Origin of the sequence: Bacillus sp. T2.9-1 (assembly GCF_950097965.1) — a bacterium.
GTDB lineage: Bacteria > Bacillota > Bacilli > Bacillales > Cytobacillaceae > Niallia > Niallia hominis.
In genome coordinates this window covers 21,122-40,414 of sequence record NZ_CATNHG010000088.1, presented here as the reverse complement: position 1 = coordinate 40,414, position 19,293 = coordinate 21,122, and the positions used below count along the sequence as shown (strand labels likewise).

General features: G+C 34.8%; 19 protein-coding genes. 16 read left to right on the top strand and 3 right to left on the bottom strand.

The genetic code is table 11. The features are described from left to right. Positions 1 to 54: 54 nt before the first annotated feature. From QQZ16_RS11165 to QQZ16_RS11110, 12 genes are all read left to right on the top strand, one after another. Entirely contained in the window at positions 55 to 408 is a 354-nt protein-coding gene (locus QQZ16_RS11165; RefSeq protein WP_031536492.1) for a hypothetical protein, read from the top strand. A gap of 1 nt (position 409) precedes the next feature. Beyond that, complete coding sequence (locus QQZ16_RS11160; RefSeq protein WP_031536491.1) at positions 410 to 826, top strand: phBC6A51 family helix-turn-helix protein; 417 nt, start codon at positions 410 to 412, stop codon at positions 824 to 826. Next, complete coding sequence (locus QQZ16_RS11155; protein WP_284561359.1) at positions 816 to 1,064, top strand: hypothetical protein; 249 nt, start codon at positions 816 to 818, stop codon at positions 1,062 to 1,064. Before QQZ16_RS11160 ends, QQZ16_RS11155 begins: the two co-directional genes overlap by 11 nt. Positions 1,065 to 1,270: 206 nt before the next feature. Then, positions 1,271 to 2,911 carry a DUF6119 family protein gene (locus QQZ16_RS11150; RefSeq protein WP_031536489.1) on the top strand — a complete coding sequence of 547 codons (1,641 nt, stop codon included), beginning with the start codon at positions 1,271 to 1,273 and terminating at the stop codon, positions 2,909 to 2,911. A 1,041-nt stretch (positions 2,912 to 3,952) separates the two neighbouring features. Further along, on the top strand, positions 3,953 to 4,264 hold the full coding sequence (locus QQZ16_RS11145; RefSeq protein ID WP_031536487.1) for a UPF0175 family protein: 312 nt from the start codon (positions 3,953 to 3,955) through the stop codon (positions 4,262 to 4,264). Then, positions 4,248 to 4,490: a hypothetical protein gene (locus QQZ16_RS11140; RefSeq protein ID WP_031536486.1), complete on the top strand. Its 243-nt coding sequence runs from the start codon at positions 4,248 to 4,250 to the stop codon at positions 4,488 to 4,490. Before QQZ16_RS11145 ends, QQZ16_RS11140 begins: the two co-directional genes overlap by 17 nt. Then, entirely contained in the window at positions 4,474 to 4,743 is a 270-nt protein-coding gene (locus QQZ16_RS11135; protein ID WP_202908298.1) for a DUF3368 domain-containing protein, read from the top strand. Before QQZ16_RS11140 ends, QQZ16_RS11135 begins: the two co-directional genes overlap by 17 nt. A gap of 521 nt (positions 4,744 to 5,264) precedes the next feature. After that, positions 5,265 to 6,944 (top strand): SWIM zinc finger family protein, encoded by a 1,680-nt coding sequence (locus QQZ16_RS11130; RefSeq protein WP_031536484.1) that lies wholly within the window; start codon positions 5,265 to 5,267, stop codon positions 6,942 to 6,944. 279 nt (positions 6,945 to 7,223) lie between these two features. Continuing rightward, positions 7,224 to 7,754 carry a hypothetical protein gene (locus QQZ16_RS11125; protein ID WP_031536483.1) on the top strand — a complete coding sequence of 177 codons (531 nt, stop codon included), beginning with the start codon at positions 7,224 to 7,226 and terminating at the stop codon, positions 7,752 to 7,754. Between the two features lie 5 nt (positions 7,755 to 7,759). Next, positions 7,760 to 8,191: a hypothetical protein gene (locus QQZ16_RS11120; RefSeq protein WP_031536482.1), complete on the top strand. Its 432-nt coding sequence runs from the start codon at positions 7,760 to 7,762 to the stop codon at positions 8,189 to 8,191. 59 nt (positions 8,192 to 8,250) lie between these two features. Beyond that, on the top strand, positions 8,251 to 8,712 hold the full coding sequence (locus tag QQZ16_RS11115) for a UPF0158 family protein (protein WP_048717064.1): 462 nt from the start codon (positions 8,251 to 8,253) through the stop codon (positions 8,710 to 8,712). Between the two features lie 74 nt (positions 8,713 to 8,786). Further along, entirely contained in the window at positions 8,787 to 9,320 is a 534-nt protein-coding gene (locus QQZ16_RS11110) for a helix-turn-helix domain-containing protein (protein WP_051640932.1), read from the top strand. A gap of 349 nt (positions 9,321 to 9,669) precedes the next feature. On the opposite strand, the gene QQZ16_RS11105 is transcribed toward QQZ16_RS11110, so the two are convergent. Continuing rightward, positions 9,670 to 11,088 (bottom strand): ApeA N-terminal domain 1-containing protein, encoded by a 1,419-nt coding sequence (locus QQZ16_RS11105; RefSeq protein WP_031536479.1) that lies wholly within the window; start codon positions 11,086 to 11,088, stop codon positions 9,670 to 9,672. Positions 11,089 to 11,585: 497 nt separating this feature from the next. Between QQZ16_RS11105 and QQZ16_RS11100 the strand changes: the two genes are divergently transcribed. From QQZ16_RS11100 to QQZ16_RS11090, 3 genes are read left to right on the top strand one after another with little or no spacing between them, the layout of a single operon-like run. Further along, the gene (locus QQZ16_RS11100; protein ID WP_031536478.1) at positions 11,586 to 13,733 is read left to right on the top strand and encodes a hypothetical protein; all 2,148 of its coding nucleotides are present in this window, start codon (positions 11,586 to 11,588) and stop codon (positions 13,731 to 13,733) included. Next, positions 13,714 to 15,573, top strand: coding sequence for a hypothetical protein (locus QQZ16_RS11095; protein ID WP_031536477.1), 1,860 nt, complete (start codon positions 13,714 to 13,716; stop codon positions 15,571 to 15,573). Before QQZ16_RS11100 ends, QQZ16_RS11095 begins: the two co-directional genes overlap by 20 nt. Positions 15,574 to 15,586: 13 nt before the next feature. Then, the gene (locus QQZ16_RS11090; protein ID WP_031536476.1) at positions 15,587 to 16,552 is read left to right on the top strand and encodes a hypothetical protein; all 966 of its coding nucleotides are present in this window, start codon (positions 15,587 to 15,589) and stop codon (positions 16,550 to 16,552) included. A gap of 205 nt (positions 16,553 to 16,757) precedes the next feature. Here QQZ16_RS11090 and QQZ16_RS11085 read toward each other — a convergent pair whose 3' ends face one another. Both QQZ16_RS11085 and QQZ16_RS11080 read right to left on the bottom strand, forming a co-directional pair. Then, positions 16,758 to 17,861: a site-specific integrase gene (locus QQZ16_RS11085; protein WP_031536475.1), complete on the bottom strand. Its 1,104-nt coding sequence runs from the start codon at positions 17,859 to 17,861 to the stop codon at positions 16,758 to 16,760. A gap of 80 nt (positions 17,862 to 17,941) precedes the next feature. Beyond that, positions 17,942 to 18,244: a DUF771 domain-containing protein gene (locus tag QQZ16_RS11080; protein ID WP_031536474.1), complete on the bottom strand. Its 303-nt coding sequence runs from the start codon at positions 18,242 to 18,244 to the stop codon at positions 17,942 to 17,944. 165 nt (positions 18,245 to 18,409) lie between these two features. Between QQZ16_RS11080 and QQZ16_RS11075 the strand changes: the two genes are divergently transcribed. Continuing rightward, positions 18,410 to 19,267 carry a DUF5677 domain-containing protein gene (locus QQZ16_RS11075; protein ID WP_065429052.1) on the top strand — a complete coding sequence of 286 codons (858 nt, stop codon included), beginning with the start codon at positions 18,410 to 18,412 and terminating at the stop codon, positions 19,265 to 19,267. Positions 19,268 to 19,293 lie beyond the last annotated feature (26 nt).

Here is a 19,293-nt window from a genome sequence, read left to right as displayed (position 1 = left end):
TTTTTTCGTCTTTTCGTGTAGAAATTGGCATTCTATCAAACGGGGGTGATCGGAATGCCTGGAAGTGAAGATTTACAACGTTGGGAAGAAACTGACAAACTACTTTCTAAATTAAGTATTATGCTTTACGGGATTGATACAACAAAATTAAATTGGAGGGAAGAACAGGCATTCATTGAAACGTGGGAAAAGCGTCGGCAACTTGAAGAAGAACTTGAACGAAGGAATCCGAAGCCAAAGCCCGTTCTTTCAAAAGCGGAAGAATTGGAACAACGTCGGGCAAATTTACTTTTGGCGAAGTTCGAAAAGGTACGAAGTAAAAAGCCTTTGAAGGAAACGACAAATGAAGAAATTCGGAAACAATTTCAAATATTACGTTCTATTGTTGCAGCGTTAGGAGGTGAATAATTTGGATATTTTCGAAGGTTTAACTGAACTTGAGGCCAAGATTGTTGTTGAACTTGCCAATAGAAACAGCAGAACTTACGAAGAAATTGCCGCCGCTTGCGGAATAAGTGAACGTCAATTGTATCGCTATCGTCAAAAGCAGCATATCAAGCAGGCAGTTCGTGAACTAGCGATTCAAGAACTAGAATCCGAGATTCCCGATATTATGCAAGCGTTAAAAAGGAATATCAAGAAGGGCGATTTCCGTTCGATTGAATTGGCGGTCAAAATGCTTGGTCTTCTTGTTGAACGCCGTGAAATTAATCAAACAACAACAATCAATAACCAGCGTCTTTTAGAAATGAGTGACGAAGATATCAACGAAGAATTACAAGCGATTGAACGGGAACTAAAAGTAATAAATGGCGGTGCAGAATAAAATGCATCACTTTTTTGATATTACAGAACAGATAACGAACGGAATTGATTTCGAAGTTCACGCAACAAGGGGCGAACATTGGGACGAAAGTATTTGGAATGAATTCGAATCACGAAAGGAAAAGGCGGCGGCTATGCTTCGGAATGATATGCCGAACAATATTTTCAAGATAGCACAAATCGTAAAATTGCCCGTTATGATTGTTCGTGAAATGGAATCCCAATATATTTCGAAATAGAAAGTCCAATGAAAGGCGTATTGAATAAAAAATATCGAAAAGTGACTTCCTTTTAAGAGGTCGTCACTTTGTTTTGATTTTTGATAATATTTATGAAAATATTAATATTCAAATAAATAAATAAAGTATTTGTAATAGTATTGTAAAAAATTTGAAGATTTATGGTATTATATGTTTATCTTCTAAATAACTTGGGGCGAATTATAATGAGAGATATAAAACATAAATTTGCGATTTATAAAATTAAAGACATAATTGCTTGTATAAAATCTTTAAAGGATAAAGGGTTTGAAGAAGTAACCTGTAAAGATCCAAACTTTAAACTTTTTATGGCTAAAAAGGTAAACAAAGCAAAATGGGAAAGAATTCTTACTCAAGTAGCGGAAGACCCCAAAAACATAGATGCATCAAACGAAACTTCTTCTTTTGTTTTATTAAGGACTATTGAAGAAAATACATATGCGTTTACCGGGGGAATCGGTTATTACGTAATACAAAATTCAATCTTTACTGATTTCGGCTTAGACCTTATGAGTAAAATAATTGAACCAAATCGTATTAAGTATATAAAGCAGAAGCCTTTAGCTGGAAAAACGGTACAGGAAGAAAGTGTCTACAAGGAGTATTATAATTATGAGTTTGATACTACTAATTGGGGGAAGATTTCTAAAGAAATTCTTGGAGAAATCAATGATACTGATTTAAAAGATGAATTGGGGATTGAAATTACCGGAAAGTTTAAGATTCGTTTGCAAGGGAAGTCTTCTTTTACAATAAATCGTGCATTAACTTTAGACCAACTTGATATAGTACTTGTAAGTTTAGATGAAATATCCAAAAGGGAAGATAAGTTCCGTTTATATAAAGGATTTTCCGAGGTCAAGAACAAGGAAGACTTAACGAAATTATGGGCAAAATTAAATAATAACCTAATTATGTTATATAAAGGATATAGAGAAAAAATATACGATTCCCTTGAATCAAATATAATTATTTCCTATTCAGATGTAAGGGAATTTATCCTAACTGATTATTATGTAATTACATATAAATCAAATGTGATTAGACTGACTGATATAAACTTAGAAGCAATTTTTGACTTCTTAATGGATATAGGTATCGAGGAGTTTGACGAAAGGCTTTTAAATCAAATAACTATTACTGGTCAAGATAGTGACGGTGGAATTAAATATACAGATAAGCTTAAAGTCTTTTTGATGGTTGATACTGTTGATAATGACAAAAATTATTGTTTAATAGACCAAAAATGGTTTGAAGTAAGTAAAGATTTAATTGAAATCGCCAATGAGCAAGTAGCGGAAATTTTAGATAACTATATTGTAGAAGGGTTCGATTTACACAAATGGAATCACTCGAATGAAAAGTTGGAAACTGAAGATTCTTATATCGAAAAAGTATGCGGGACAAAAGACCTCGTACAAATGCATAGAGATCATATCTATATCAGAGGTCAAGATAAAGCGGAAGCGTGTGATATAGTAGATTTTAGAACAGAAAATAGTTTGTTTATATTTGTAAAAAGAGGCTTGGGGACTTCTTTACGGGAATTATTTGCCCAAGCGAGAAATTCAATGGAATTGTATTATAAAGATCAGAAATTTCGATTAAGTGCTTTAGAAAAAATTAAAGGTAAAACCCAGGAGAATTTCGATGAAAATAACATAGGGGTAATCCTTGCATTCACAGACCATATTTTGAAACGAGACAATGTATTGCTTGTGAAAAAAATAAGCACTATTGTAAAGTTAGACATGATTCAAACATTTAGTTTTTTAGAAAATATGGGTATAAAAAATATTATGTTATTTGAAATTTCACACTCATAACAGTAAAATCATCGTGATTAAGGGACGTTCTACGTGGGACGTCTTTTTTGTAGTTGAAGAAAACTTTGCTACGAAAAATCTCGGCTAAATAAGGCATAAAATAGGTGTAGGAGAATCACATTATAAACCAATTATCTTCGGGACAGTGTATGTTGCTGTTCGATTTTGGTTTATGTGTTGACATAAACGGCGCTAATCGTTTAATATTGCATTATAATTGATTCGCACGACAAACGTTCAACGTTTTATAAGTGCAAAATACGAATAATATGAACTAATACGAATAGTGTGACGTCCTTCACGCTTCAAATTAACGATATATCAACGGAAAGGGGTTCGTTCCTCTTTCGAAATTAACCGCTGCACGACTCAAAATCGTGTTCCTTCTGGAGTGTCGGTTCGACCCCGACCACCGGTATCTCCAAGTAAAAGCGAGTTAATTTAAGAAACGATAAAACACTCACAAATGTTGATATATCAATGTTTGTGGGTGTTTTTTGTTTTGTGGGAAGACGGCTGACTAAGGTAGGTTTTTAAATCATTTTACACAAATTTTACACAAGAAAAATTAGTAATGCTTAATAGCGTATGGGTTTTACGAAGGTGATAAAATATAATTAGGTAAGGTTTGAATAACTATTAATGGGCAGTTTTATGAGTGAAAAGTAGGAAACAAGGCCATTTCTGCAAAGGATGTGGGGTTTTTCTGTCTAATGAAAAATTTAGCGGTAGAGGTCACCGTGAACATCTTTGTAAAGAGTGTAAAAAAGCAGGTATAGTAAGAAATACTAAGTCAAATTCCAATTATGATCGGGATTTTCATCGTCTATCTAATATAGATAGTATTTTAGTCCAAGCTGAAATCCGACCTGAAATACAATTCGGAGATGTTATTTCAACTAAATGGGTCTTATTTTGAACATGGTTAATTGTTTTTTTTGTAACTTTATGACTTTTACGAATAGATTTCTTCTGTTAGTATTCATTAATTGTTATAATGTAATGATAGAAGGAGTTCAAGGGAGGAATGTACCATTGGCTATGGATGAATCAAAAGCAAAAGTTGGAATTAATCCTGAATTCATACCTTTTCTAAAAGGGGCACATGTAAATTCAATTGATGAAGATGTTAATATATCACTAGCCTTGTATTTGTTTACTGCGAGAAAAATAACACTTGCACGAGCAGCTGAACTGGGTGGTAAAAGCATATCAGATTTTATTCAAATCTTAATTAATCATAATATTCATTGGGCAGAGTATACAGAGGAACATAAAAAGCAAGATGATGAAACGATTGATTTTATTCTAAAAGAAGATGGTAAAGGAAAACAAGATGAAAGCGATTTGTAATACTAGTCCTATTATTGGGCTATCTATCATTGGTCGTCTTGATCTTCTGTGGGAACTGTTTGATATCTATATTCCACAAGAAGTTTATAATGAAGTTGTGAAACAAGGTAGTGAACAAGCAATCGGGAAACAAGAATTAAGAGATGCTGTGGCTAAGGGGTTAATAAAAGTCCATGAAGTAAAAGATCAAGGTTTTGTAGTAAAGTCTTATGGACGTTTGCATTAAAGGAGAGCTAGAAGTAATCGTTGGAGCCAAGGAACTAGGTGTGAGTATTGTTATTATTGATGAAAAGTCTGCAAGGAATTTTGCTGAAACATTAATGCTAAAACCATTAGGTCTTTTTGGTATTTTAAAACTTGCGAAACAAAAAGAAATGATTAATGAAATTAAACCACTGATAGAATTGTTAGTTTCGAAAAAGTTTCGGATATCCGAAAAGCTAATTAGCCAGTTACTAATGGAAGTTGGAGAAAATTAAATGGTCATCACACAGAAATGTCAGCAGCATATAATTTACTGGTGAAATTCAAATAACTGTTATCATGGTCCAGCTAAAGTTAACTGGGCTTATTTTGTTGTAAATATAAATTCAGGAAGTTAAGTTTGTGAACAGTTACGCTTAGAGTAACCAATTATTATAATAAGACTATTACAAAGCGACTTAGAACTTCTATCTACTTATAAAAAAGTAACATAACCTGGCCGCAAAGTAATGTGAGTTACTTATTTCTTGCAAGTATTAAATTAGCCACCAGCACCGCGAATAACTGATGCTGACGTCGATGTTCGTGCATCGGAACCTTCATATATCATAAACCACAATGATCTTAACTTCAAATAAGCCTGTAAATTTTCATAGGTATCAATTGTCTTTTCTCATCTCTTCCCACGGTTCCTTAATTACATGGGTACTTTGGTGCCTGTGAACTCTTTAATGATAAACGATGATTCAAAGAGTTTGAAAAAAACGAAATAAATCTTCACTAGGGGTGTAATGAGATGCATTTATCAAATTTTGAAAATTACTTTCAGGAGCATATTCTTGGGCGTGGCCTGGATTATTATCACAGTAAATTGATTACTAGTCTTGAAACAGATGATGGACATCATTACGTCGCAAGCGTCGACGGTACGGAAATGTATAATGTACATGTGGTTATAAGTGAGAATGAGGATGTTACTGAAATTTCGTGCGACTGTCCTTACGACTACGATCAATTATGCAAACATATGGCAGCAGTCCTTTTTGCTATTCGCGAGCAGAAGGGTGTTCCTATACCAGGGGAAATAAAGCAGGACTTGCCCTCACTGCTACAAAGTCTAGATAAAGAGGAACTTATACGTATCCTTCTTGAAATCGCGGATGAACGCCCGGATATTGAAAAAAGGCTATTATTTATCTATTCAAAAAGTGAAAATGAACTTTTATCGAGTGATCGATTAATTAAAGAATATATACGTCGAGCTAGTAGAAAGGGCTATATCGAATGGAATCAGGTTGATTACGCCCTTGAGGGGGCTGATATGGTCTTGGAAAAAGCCCGAACGAAAGCGGATGAAGGAAATTACAAAACAGCTGTTTTATTAGGAATAACCGTCTTAGCGAATGCGGTTGAAATGTTAGAATACGCAGATGATTCAAGTGGTTCAATTGGAATGGTCATATCTTGGAGTATTGAAACGATTGATCGGGCTATTTGTGAGGGAATAGATGAATTCCCATTACATGAAAAAGCAGAGCTTTTTGAGACGCTGATTAAAGAAGCTATGAACGAAAGATATGACGATTGGTGTGAGTGGCGTATTGATTTATTAAGGGTATGTGTGCACTTTTGTGCAGCAGAGGAATTGCGCAGAACATTAGAAGAACGGTTATCAAGAATGATGAAAACCGTATCTACAGATTCTTGGCGTTCGAGTTATGAAATAATTGAATTGAAAAAACTTCAGCTAAAGATAATTGAAAATTTTGATGAGGATGAAAAAGCGGAACGATTTATTGAAGAAAATATTGTTCACCCCTATTTTCGTGAACAGGCAATTACAAAAGCAATGCAAAAAGGAGAATATAACAAAGCCATTCAGCTTGCATTAGATGGGGAAAGAGAGGCAGCAAACCAGTGGAATGGATCTGTTAAAAAGTTTAAAGAATATCGTTATCAAGCGTATAAACTGATGGGTGACATTGATAAACAAAAAAGACTAGCACTAGAGTTTTTACAACACGACGATTTTAACTATTATGCAGAATTAAAAGGACTTTACTCACCGGATGAATGGCAAGTAAAATTAAAAAATATAATTGCCTGGTTCCAAAGCCAAAAGAATCGTTCTTACACATACCTTTCTATTATAAAAGAAGAAAATTTAACGGAGCATATTCTTGAATATTGTAAAGCCAAGGCATCCACGATCACAGAACTTTATCCCTATTTAGAAGAAAGATACCCTGATGAGGTGAACAATCTTTTTATTGAATATATCCGAAAGGAAGCAGAAGCTGCTTCTAATCGGAAGCAATATCAAAGCGTTGCTTCCATAATAAAACAATATAGAAAGGCTTGTAGTCTAGGACAGCCAACTGACATCATTGATGAGCTAAAACTAAAAAATAAAAGGCGTCCGGCATTTATAGATGAACTGGAAAAAGTGAGTTTCGCTTTTGCTAGAAAAAGATAATCTGTTTGAACAATGCTGCAATAGTGAATAAAGATTTGAGGTTATTAGTAATGGGGAAGAAGAAGGAAAATAAGAACAAGAATTTGGGACCGCGGCGCAAACGAATGAATCGAAAAGGCAGTCTGCAGAGTGCCAAGGGACAATCATACTTATTTCTCCCTCATCTACTTTATCAACTATGTTCCTGAATGAATATGCTTAATAGCGTATTGGTTTTACGAAGGTGATAAAATATTAAGTAGGTAAGGTTTGAATAACTATTAATGGGGAGTTTTATGAGTGAGAAGTAAGAAACGAGGCCATTTCTGCAAAGGATGTGGGGACTTTCTGCCTAATGAAAAATTTAGTGGTAGAGGTCACCGTGAACATCTTTGTAAAGAGTGTAAAAAAGCAGGTATAGTAATAAATACTAAGTCAAATTCCGATTATGATCGGGATTTTCATCGTTTATCTAAAGCTGTTAGAAACTGTATGATTATTTATATGGAGCATGAAAGTTACTTTTTATTTGAATATCAACTTTCCCGGTATATTATTGGAGGAGGAGATGAACTTAGCTCAGAAATCTATGTGTATCAGGGAGACAAGGAGCAAAAATTCCTTATATCAGAAAAACTACAAAAGAATGAAGCTGTAATGGACGTTTTATACAAAAAATACTACGATACAATGGATAGCAACCAAAGTTTTGATTATGAAGAATTGATATACGAGGAGTATGTAGAAATTTCAAAGAAACGCAGACAGTTTCTTGAAGTAATATCATCGATTCATCATTTGAAGGAGTTCTTGATAGTTGGAAGGGGATAGAATTGATGACTCAATCAAGAAAAATTCGTCTAAAGAAATTATATGTTCCTTGTCCTGCTAAGGAAAACGATGAAATATTTCGAAATGGAGTATTTCATTTTAATATATCTAGAATATTGGAAGACATTCATTGTGGGAAACTAGTTGTTGATAAAGAATACGTAGATATTAATGAATGGTTTAAGTGGTATGGACATCATTCATCTTTAAATGAAGACCATTTACCTACAGTTAATATAGATAGTATTATAGTCCAAGCTGAAATCCGTCCTGGAATATTTTCTATCATAGATGGCAATCACAGAATAGAAAAAGCATTTCGGTTGGGTAAACCCTCCATTTATTCATATAAGCTAAAGGGAGAGCAGTTGATTCCATATTTTATAACTGAAAAAGGTTATCAAGCTTTTGTGGAATATTGGAATTCAAAATGTTAGATAAGAAAATTGGAATGAAGGATTTAATCGAAACTATTTTTTAGAAGGGATAAATGTCTATGAGGGTGAAGCTTGAAGATATAGTTGAGGGAATGGAAATGCAATCGGATGATAACCGATCATTTCTTAATCTAGATACTGGTGAAATCGTCCATGTCTCACAAGAGGCTCTATTAATTGCTGAAGATAGTGAGGACTATGAACACTTATCTGAATGGCAACAAGATGAAGTGAAAATAGCCTTGGATATAGTAGAGAGTTTTGGAAAGTATGCTGCACTTCCTTCTCAATTTGATATTTATGAGTATGATATGATGGAAAGTTTTTGTTATAGCCTTTCGGATGTTAAAATGCAGGATGTATTACTCAACTCAATTCGTGGAAAGGGAGCATTCAGACGATTTAAGGACAATATCCATCGTTTGGGAATGACTTATACATGGGATGATTACCGGGATCTGGAATATAAGGAAATAGCTAAGGGATTTTGTGAGAGGAAAGGCATTGACTATATAATTTGAGTGGCTTTAATCTTTTGGTTTATTTTGCTTATTTGGTTGGTTGGTTATACTAGGGATAAGGAGGTGCTAGCCAAATGATTAATGAAGGAGAATCAAGAATTGCTGATGTCATTCACGACTTGGAGGAAGTTTTGAAGGGGACGAAAGAAAAAGAGCAGAGCCTACGTTTGCAAAAGGCCATTAATACGCTTAAGGAACATTCTGTTACAGTAAGGTTAAAAGACACCACTATTACATTTTTAGCAGAAAATGCAGATGATGTTGTAAGTGATTCTGAAGCCAGTTATCACCCAATCACATCTCATGCTGTAAAACCAGTTGTTATTGGACTTTCAGAGGAAACAATAGATGAAAATGGTGTAAGGTATATAGATACCAAAACCGTGGCCGATTATTATGGCGTATCAACAGAAACTGTTCGCAATTGGATTAAGGACGGAAAGATTTCAGGTAAGCAATTATCCAATCGTGGGAAATGGTTCATTCCAGCTGAAGAGTTTGAGTATCTCAAGGAGCAAAGAGAAAATGATGATACTGAGGGTGAAATAGCTCAACTTCTTGGAGAAGATTTTGGTGACGATTGGGAAGTTGAATTAGCTGAAGAATAAAGGGGAGAAACGCGTGGTTGTCATTGCAAAAGATACAAACTTCGTTACTCCCAGAATTCTTCATGGTGGAAAATGAGGTAACCAAGAAATAAACTTACTAGACCGTTTGCTGTCTGATACCGTTCTTTTCCCCACTTTGACAATATTAGGAAAGTAATTTGATTAATGACAGGCACTTGTTGATTAAAGGTTGGCCATCTAATATCTCTGGTGTTACACAGAGAGAAAAATCAAGAGATTAAAAAGGTTGCAGTTCGCCACAGTCTACAACCACTAAATAACTTCCTAGAAAGATTACATAAAAAATACCAGGCACTCCGACAAAAGGAGCGCTTTTAAAGCATATTTACTAATATTGTTTATTTTTATCGGCTTTCTTTACATCGTTACTTATTATTATAGGCTTGATTCTTTCTCTAATTCTTTCGTGAATAAATTCTTCTTCAAAACCGAATTCTTTTAGTAGATAAAACTCTAAAATATTTCGGAGGATATAGAAACCATTTATTAAGTCTTCACCTTTAAGAGCTCTATCTTCAAGCTTTTTATCATAATGAGTATAATAATTTCTTGTGTCTGCAATTACTTTGGGAAAGTCAAGATGGTTTATATCAACAGTATAAAAATAGAAAGTATAGTCTGCTATTAATAAATCAGCTAAACGACTTCTTAAAGTTACGTACTTATGACTACCATTTAGTAAAAATTTTCTATCTTCATCCCTAAAGCCTTTAGGCCTAATAGAGATTAACTGTTCAACCCTTTTCTTAAAATCAGGTAAAGTATTGCATATTCTACGTGAGTGGTATGTTTCTAGTGCTTGTACCATGTTTTGAAAATGGCGACTAATAGATAATTTCTCGTTATATATACTGTCTATATACAACTCTATTATTGGTTCCATGATTGATGATATTTCTTGCCATTTTGAGAAGTTAGCATTTCTTAGCTCATTTAAACTAAAAAGAAAATCATGTCTAAGTCTGCGTCGCTTATTTTTATTTTTGCTGATGCTTTCTTTAAAAGCGTGAATAACCTCTATTGGTCTACTATGTTTTACATCATCATCAAATTCATAATAAATCTCAGGCGATTCTAGTATCACTTTATCAAAACTAAAAGGTTCCGCCATCGCTATTTCAATAAGTCTTTTCATTTGTTTGGCCTTACTCATAAACCACTTCAATCGCTGAAGAGACTTAGATTCAACTATCAGATAAGGAGTTTGTTTTAAAGTAATCTCTTCCTGAGTAAGATTAAAACCTGGAGAGGAGAAATCTAAAAAATATGATAAGGAATATTCATCGTTAGAATAAATTTCTATTGGTTCAGTTATGTCTAGCTCTATTAAAATGTCACTTTTACCATCGTATTTTGGCCTTAAATAATTGGAAATATCTCCCCATTCTATTATTCCAGGTATGCTTATTCTCATTTTTGAAAATCTAATATCATCCGTAGTTTCAAAGTCAACGCCATCAAGCATATAATTTGCCTGATATCCAAAAACTTCTTCTGAACCAACTCTACTCTCAGTTTTTATTCTTATACAGTCTAATAAAGTTATTTTTGCTCCATTCATTGTGGAGCCTTTAATAAAAGGTATTTCAAGTGGAAGTTCTAAAAAACTCATAATTGGTCCACTGTTAGGTATTCGAATATAAAGAGCTATTCCTCCTTCATCCTTATTTAGGTACAAGTCACCATAATACTCTTTTTCTGAGTTGTCTATTTTCCAAGTTCCAGTTGCTGAAAGGCTGACTTCCATTTAGATCATCCTTTATTTATTGTTTTATCTTAATAGTAACATGTTACTTAAGGTGGTTCTTTCATAAAAACTTGATTTTATCAATAACATTATCAAAATCTCTTCTACCGTCTTCTTCAGGCTTTACAAGTAAGTGCTCAGTATAATTCGGATACAGTATTTGTCTGTTTTTTAATAAAACCACACGTACATATGCTGCATATTCTGTTTCGCCATTTCTTCCTAATCAACTTCTCTAAAGCAAACCTTATTGATAAGTGCCAAGTACTTATCGATTAAAAAATTGTGCGAATATATAAACAGGTAAGAGGGTGTCCCAACAGGTCGTTGAATGACGGCTTTAGTGGGACACCCTCTTATACAGTTTTAAAGTTTAAAAATAAATGAATAGGTTTATTCCATCTAAAGGGGACTGAAATGGTAAAATATTGTTATGGTATCTTTTACTATTAAAATTATGTGTTTACTAACAAACTAATCTAAAAGAGGGATTGATTATGACAGTAAAATTCATTTCACATTTGGGTACTAGCCCTGATATTGTCATTGACCAAATGCGTTTAACCTTAAATGAAATTATTGCAAAAGCACATCGCGTGAAACAAACAACAGAACTAGATGCCATACTTACGAAAATGAAAGAATTATTCTTTAAATTAAACATGGCCAAGTTAACAATTGACAAAACTATCCTATCGATTACCGGTTTACAAGGCGTCGGAAAAACAAAAATTCTTCGCCATTTATATGAATTAGACGATACATTACTTCCATCCGATGCAGGACGTGGAGAAGTATTACCTGTACTCTTTACCGAGACAAAAGGGATCAGTTTTCCTAAATATTTCGTCCGTCGTGCCATTCGGAACCATGCTAACATGTTTGAACTACATGATATCGAAGTAACGTTATCAGAGTTTAATCAGATTGCGGCAGATAATGAGATGGATGAGCTATGGCTTGAAGTTCGCCTCCCACAGCGATATTTCAATACTGAAATTTCTTTAGTTCTTTTACCTGGATTTGAAAAAGAGCGAAATCAAAAATCTCAAAGGTACTTAGAGACATTTTTAAAACTTTCCACGTCAGTTGTGCTTGTTTTTAACCATAAAAAACTGGCACAGTTGGATCAACAATTATTGATTGAAAAAATAGCATTGGATTATAGAGAAAGTGCCCCAGTCTTTGCTCTATCTTTTGCGGAGGAACTAAATCCTGAGCAGAGAGAGCACTTAATAAACGATTTATCTCGTAAGTACAATATCCCTTTCAATGAAGCTGATCGGCTTGTTTTTACCGGGACAAGTGAGGATCTAAAGGACTATCCGGAAAAAATCATACATGCGATTCGTCAGTATTCCTTAACCAATGCTAGCGGATATGCAATGCAGATGCATATGCTGACTTCTCTAACGAGTGAACTCATTATGTTATCATCATCATTCGAAGAGGAGATCAACTCGATTAAAGCAGATACCCTAAAAAAACATCTGCAAAATGAGAAGAATAGCAGCCAACTCGGTTTATATGAAATTCGCGATGCCTTCCGTCAATATCGCGAAAAGGTAACCAAAGAGGTTAGGAATGTCGTAAACAGAACACTTACCGCGCACGTGAACGAATGTTCAGTTCAAATGGATGAGTCAATCAAATCAGAGAAATATAGTCCTCTAGATAAGTTTAAATCTGCATTTATCAAGCAGAGAACTTTTGAAGAACAGCTTCTATTTAAAAATGAGATTAAAGAAAAGTGGAAAGGCAAAAACGAGGTGGAGGCAGAAAGAAGACTAATTAATGCTTTAGAGTCTTTTGTTGCGAATGAAACCCGTTCCTTACAAACGCAAACCACTCAGACAAAACTCGAAAAACCCGTCAACCCGTTGCTTGCTCCTGTAAACCTTTTGGAAAAAAGCAATGCAGCAGTGGATACTAATAGTGTGATTGAGACGGCGTTAACTAATATGGACCGTTACATGAATTTAGGGGTAAGTGACTTATCGATAACACTAACTCGGGACGATTTAAAAGTTTTGCCAATTGTGGCGGTAGGGATTGCACAAGAGATGGTAGTTGCCAGCCTCATTTTAGAACATGAAAAATTTGATCGGTTAGATCAAGATGTAAAAAACGAAATCTTGGATAAATCCAACAAGTTGATTGCGGAGTTTCAGGATTTAGCTGTATCTACGTCTACTGTGGTAAAAGGTGCTGCCATCTTTTTTGGAATTGATGCATTGGATGGAACGGTCAATACATTTGGTGCCTTGACAGGTTTGTTAACATCATTAGGCGTATCATCAGCAGCGGCTGCACCAATTGGATTACTCATTGTTGGCGCAGTTGGTAGCGGCCTTGCAATTAATAAAGGATCAGAACGAATTGAAAAATATAAATTTGAGCGAAGCCAACTATCGAAAGAAATCTTTCATTTGTTTGCTAACGCACAAGAAGAATCTATTATTGCAACGATTAATAACATCCTAGACAAAATGGAAGAGAAATTAATCGATACCTACCACGCGAGAAAAGGCACGGATAAAAACTTTGGATTACTGGATGAATTGGACCATCGCATCAGTCGCTTACAAAATCTGTGCGGTGAGATGCAGGAGTTGGCTTTTAGAAATGAATCCTACATTCACTAAATTTCATCAAAATCGACTTGAATGGGCCTTTCAAGCGAAAAAGGAATTCATCGACCATTTCGTAAGGTTGGATGTAGAGATTTCGGAGTCCACTTATTCAAAAGAGCTGTTGATATCAGTTTACGGACCCACCCAAGTAGGGAAGACGACGGTAATACTCTATTTGTTAGGGATTAAGCAGGACAAGCTTGAGCAGTTATCCACGTGGCTTAGGGGCAGGAAAAAATTAGGCGAGTCCTCTACGGTAACGGTGATGCGCTATGAACGGTCGCAAGATGAATATTTCCATTTACGACTGCCAAATCATTATGAGAGAGTCGGACTAACGGGAGAGCAATTAGAAGCAGAATTGCACTCCCTTCGTTTCAATGTAGAACAGGAAGGAGCTTATTCTGTAGAACCGGTTACGGTTGAGATTCCTTTCTATTTTTTCGAGGAAAGAGATGTTCATATTAATATTGTAGATTTACCGGGAATAGAGTCTGCCGAATTAAAAGAAGTAGAGCACGTAAAACAATGTATAAAACACTGGCTTCCGTTAAGTGAAGTTTGTTTACTGGTGGACGATGCGACACAACTAACTGCCTTTACGCAATATACCTTAAAAGGGATCAAAAACTGGTATGAGCAACTTAGTAATTTTCGTGTCATCCCTACACGGGCATTATCTTTGGATAACATTCGAAGAAAAATCCAGAACTGCCTGATTGTCTCAGCAGACGACTTAATTGCTGATTATGCAAAGGTTTTAAATCGTGTTTTGAAGATGGATCTCGACCTATCTAAAACCATTTATCCGATTGATTTGGGTAATTCTTGGAATGTGATTCGGGAAAAAGAACCTTTTTTATACGAAAAAATGAAATATATCATAGCAGAGATTTTGGAGAATTTGCAAGAGGATTTAGAGAATGTGGAAGTCAATGAACTATCTTTCAATCGTTTAATGGGATTGTACAAAGAAGCGGAAGAAGCAAGTAAACAAGAGTTGGAACAGCAGCAAGATAAAATAGATAAATATAAGAAATTCATAGAACGACAAACTTTTATGTTTGAGCAGGAACAGGAAGCGGACGTTCAACAATACGAGCATATACGTAAGGAGTTAGACCTCTATCAAGACTTCATGAATAGAATTAGGTTTCAAGATGTAAATCCTGATGCGATTATGCACCGGATTCATCAAAATATTCGTTACACGGATAGTGATCGGAAAGCAAGTGCTATTAATGAAGCGGCATCCAAATTACAGCTTGGATTGGAAAAGGAATTGGATGCTAAACTAAGGGCAATTAAACAAGAAGCGAGCATCTTAAAAATATCAGGTACCCATCAGTTAGAGCTGCCTTATCTTTATCCGATTCCGAAAGTTGAAAAAATGTTTGATGCTTTTAGGTTTGAGAAAACCTATAAGAAGGCTTTTTATGAGACGACGGACTATGCATTTGATTGGGTAAATGTGATGTATCAAAATTTTAATCACCTCATTAAGCCCATCTATAATAAAGTGAAAAATCAGGTAGAACTTTTGGAGAAACAGGTTTTAGATTTAAAGTTTGTAAGCGAGGAGAGAAAGAAAAAACGAGAGAAGCTGTTTGTAATGTACCAGGAGGAAAAGGGAAGGTTTGAAAGCCACTATCAAGAAATCTTAGAAATGTGGAATCAAGACCGGGAACATGCGACACAGTTACAAAGCTATTTTATTAAGCATTGGATGAATTATAAAGCGGAGCTGCAGTATCATTTTCTATACGGAGATGAGAAGGAACGCTGGCTTGCATCGCAGTATCTGCAGCTTTTATTACAGGACGGGAAGAAAATAATTGAATCTTTAAACTGAGGCGAAAAATCATATGGTGAAAACACATTTACCAACGAAGAGTGAATACGATAGGGCAGTCGATGAATTAAAAAAGTTAAATGAAGATGTTTTTTATGATGATTTTAAAGACAAAATCGAAAAACTAGAAAAAAGTTTCATTGAAATAACCGTAAGCCATTCAAACGATTTTAAAAAAGAAGCCGAAAATATAAGTAGCCGAGCGAGTATGTTATTTCGTCAGATGGAATCGCAACAAAAGGAAATAAAAGGCTATTTGGAAGAAAAGCAAAACCATATCATTCAAAAAAACCAGGATTTCCTAGAGTTAGAAAGGACTCAGCTATTATTTGTTTATGAAGAGCTGCAAAAGAGCATTCAGTTATTTAACGAAAGAATGTTAGAATTGCAGCAAACTGTTGAGAATAGGACCAAGGATTTGCTGGGTCACACGTTACAAGCTATTGGAAATGTTTCTAGCGAGGTAACCGAATTTACAAAGAAACTATCGAATTCAGACGAGAGAAATATACAATTTCTAAAGCAAAACGAGGCCTATGTCACGCTAACAAAAGAAAAGCTAGCCTTAACAGAAGGGAAAATTGCTTCTCATATGGCGGCCCTTCAAGATATGGAAAATCAGCTGAAACAGATGCATAAGCGATACGAAGAAATGTTTCAAAGACATTCAGATTCGATCAAAACTATTTTGACGGTTCGAGAAGAAGCACTCATCAATAAAATTACCCAGCAAATAGAATACTCGGACGCAAAACATTTTGAACATCATGAGAATATGAAACGGGAACTCCAACAGTGGCACGAACATATGGAAGCTCTTAATAAAAAAAGTAATGACATACTAGGGTTGATTTCAAGTAGGATGTCCAGCAAAGAAGATTTAGAAAATGTAGAGAAAAAAAGTAAATGGAAACTGAATTTCCTCTTGGCTATCGTGGCAATCGAAGTGATTGTTATTGGGATTAACTATTTTTTATAAAGAGTCGTGGTGTTCCTCTTCTATATGATATTTGCTATCATGTGACCAATAACCGGGATGGAAAAAAGTGTCACATGAAGTGTTAACCCTGTCCTATTTTTGGACGGGTTTATACACTTTTAAGTATTAAACTCAACTTGTACATACGGGTACTTTAATGGAATTAGCTATAGAGTAGTAAAAGCTCAGAGCTAAGTCTCTGAGCTTACAAATTTTCAAAAGTACTAATCGTTTGTTTTTCTTCTTCTTCACGAAGTTCTTTAATCACATGGGAATAGTACTTATAAGTGGTTTCGATATCACTATGCCCCAATCGCTCACTTACATAATTTATGGAGACTTTTTTATATAGTAGGACACTTGCATGTGTGTGCCTCAGTCCGTGCATTGTAATCGGATCAATCCCGAGGCCTTCTAAGGTTTTACGAAGGAGCTTGTTGGCATTTGTGTTACTGATTACTTTGTATTTTGACTCAGGGCTATAAAAAACTAACCCATACATATTTGGCGGTAATATCTCAAAGAGTCTATTAAATGTGGCCATTGTTTTTATATCTAATTTGATCGTACGAATGGATGCTTCATTTTTTGTCGGACCAAAACCTTCGGGATGCCTTTTTGCATAACCCCATGTTTTATCAATTTTTATTGTGTTATGTTTAAAGTCGAAATCCTTTCTTGTTAGTCCGACTAACTCTCCAAAACGTGCACCAGAAGTCAAGCCTAGTAATATTAAATAATACCCTAACCCTTGGTCTAACAGCTTGTAAATCGCTTGACGCAATCTTTTAGTTTCTAAATAATTTAAATGTTTTTCTTCTGGTTTCTTTGCAGGATTTGTCCAAGTTAATACGGCTTTCCTAGTAAAATCATTCTGGATAATTTGCTCCTCAATTGCATCCTGAACACACCCCCGGATATGCGTATTTACTTTTTCTACTGTTTCTCGTGCCTTATCCGCGCCAAATTTATTTAAAAATAATTGATAGTCATGGCGCTTAATATCCTGTAAAGGCCTACCGCCAAAATATTCTTTAATTGCTTTGGATGTATAATCGTAATGAAGCTTTGTTGTTTTTGTTAAATTGGATTTATAAAGATTCACCCATTTTTCGAAATACTCATCAAACGGCATTGGCTTTAGATGTGGTAAAATTCCTTTACTTAATTGCGCTTCTATTTCTGCTGCTGCAATTTGTGCCTCTTTTTTGGTTTTAAATCCACCTTTTCTTATCGGCTTCGCTACGCCGTTAACCGTGTGACTCACGGTAAATTGATATGTTTTACCCCGTTTTTGAATACTTGCCATGATGTCACCTCACTATTGATAGTTGGGGTAACCAGGCGCAGTAAGGTGCTGCGCTCGGTAATATGGTAGAATGATAGGTTTTAAGCAAAAATCCGGTCAAAATTTTCGTCTAAAAACTTTGCCATTTGTGATGCTTGAAAGGACCATGTTTGACCTTTGCTTTTCGGGTAGAAAACAAAACCTCCATTTTCAACGTCAAGTATCTTTCGGAATCTTGTCGGATATAGGATATTTTCCTTTATCCACTCACTTTTTCTATTAACTCTCTTTTCAAGATCTTTCATAGACCAATAGACCCCTGTTAATTGCAGCTTTTTCAGTTCCTGAAGCTCTACCTTTGAAATGATTACTGTATCGTTTGGAATCGGAATATTTAAACTCACAGAGAGTAGTTGTGAATTTGATGTAGATAGCTACCAAAGTTTGCTTGATATTATGGGTAAACTTTAAATTGAATAAATAAAATATTTGTAATGTATATGCAGGTGAAAACTAATTCACCTGCATATTTGGTAGAAACCTGTAAAAATATTGGTGGAGGCCATTCTATGAATAAGGATGAAAAAATCCAGTATGCAAATTATTTAATTGATGAAATTACTACAAAGTTTCTTCAAAAAGATAATCCATATATCATAATGGAAGGCTATGAGTATTTTCGTGAAGTGATTACACTTTATGCAAAACAATCAAACTTATTGGAAAGTACTTTGCTATTAATTGAAAATAACCATGCTGAGGAAGCTTATGTATTAGTAAGGTCAATGCTAAACAACGCAATGTTAATTGATTACTTATGTAATGATGATGATGGAGAAAGATATAAAAATTACATGATACAACCTACTAAAGCTGAGCTTTCATTCTTTTACGATATTAAGAAGGCATTGAAAAATGGCTGGCTTAAGGAAGCCCCTCCAGAGTTAGATAAGAGAATAAAAGAATATGAGGAGCTTCTTAAAAATGAAGGCTTTACAACAAAAAAGAAAACTAGAGGTAAACTTCAAGATGGTATTGACACAAAACTGTTAAACATAAAGGGAATGGCTTTAACTGATGAACTCTTATTTGCTCACTACATGATGTTTTATAGAGAGGGAAGCAAATACGAGCATTCAGATTTTTCCTCATTAGAAGTTTATAGAAATCCAATTGAGGATCTTCCTAATACAGTTGCTTTTATTTTGGATTTATCAAGAACTGATCCGGTACTTGAAGAAAAGTTGTTGAATCTTGCTATTACAATTTATTCTCTTACTTTCATTAGACTATTGCAGCATATAACTAATAAACAGGGTCACTTAATACAAGAAGAGAGAAAGCCCGAGCTAGCAAAACTCTCTTTCATAATTCAATCTAATAATTTATACTTTCCATATACGAAGCAAGAAAATCCAACTAAATGAAAGTGGACGCTTAATGAAAGAGGGAA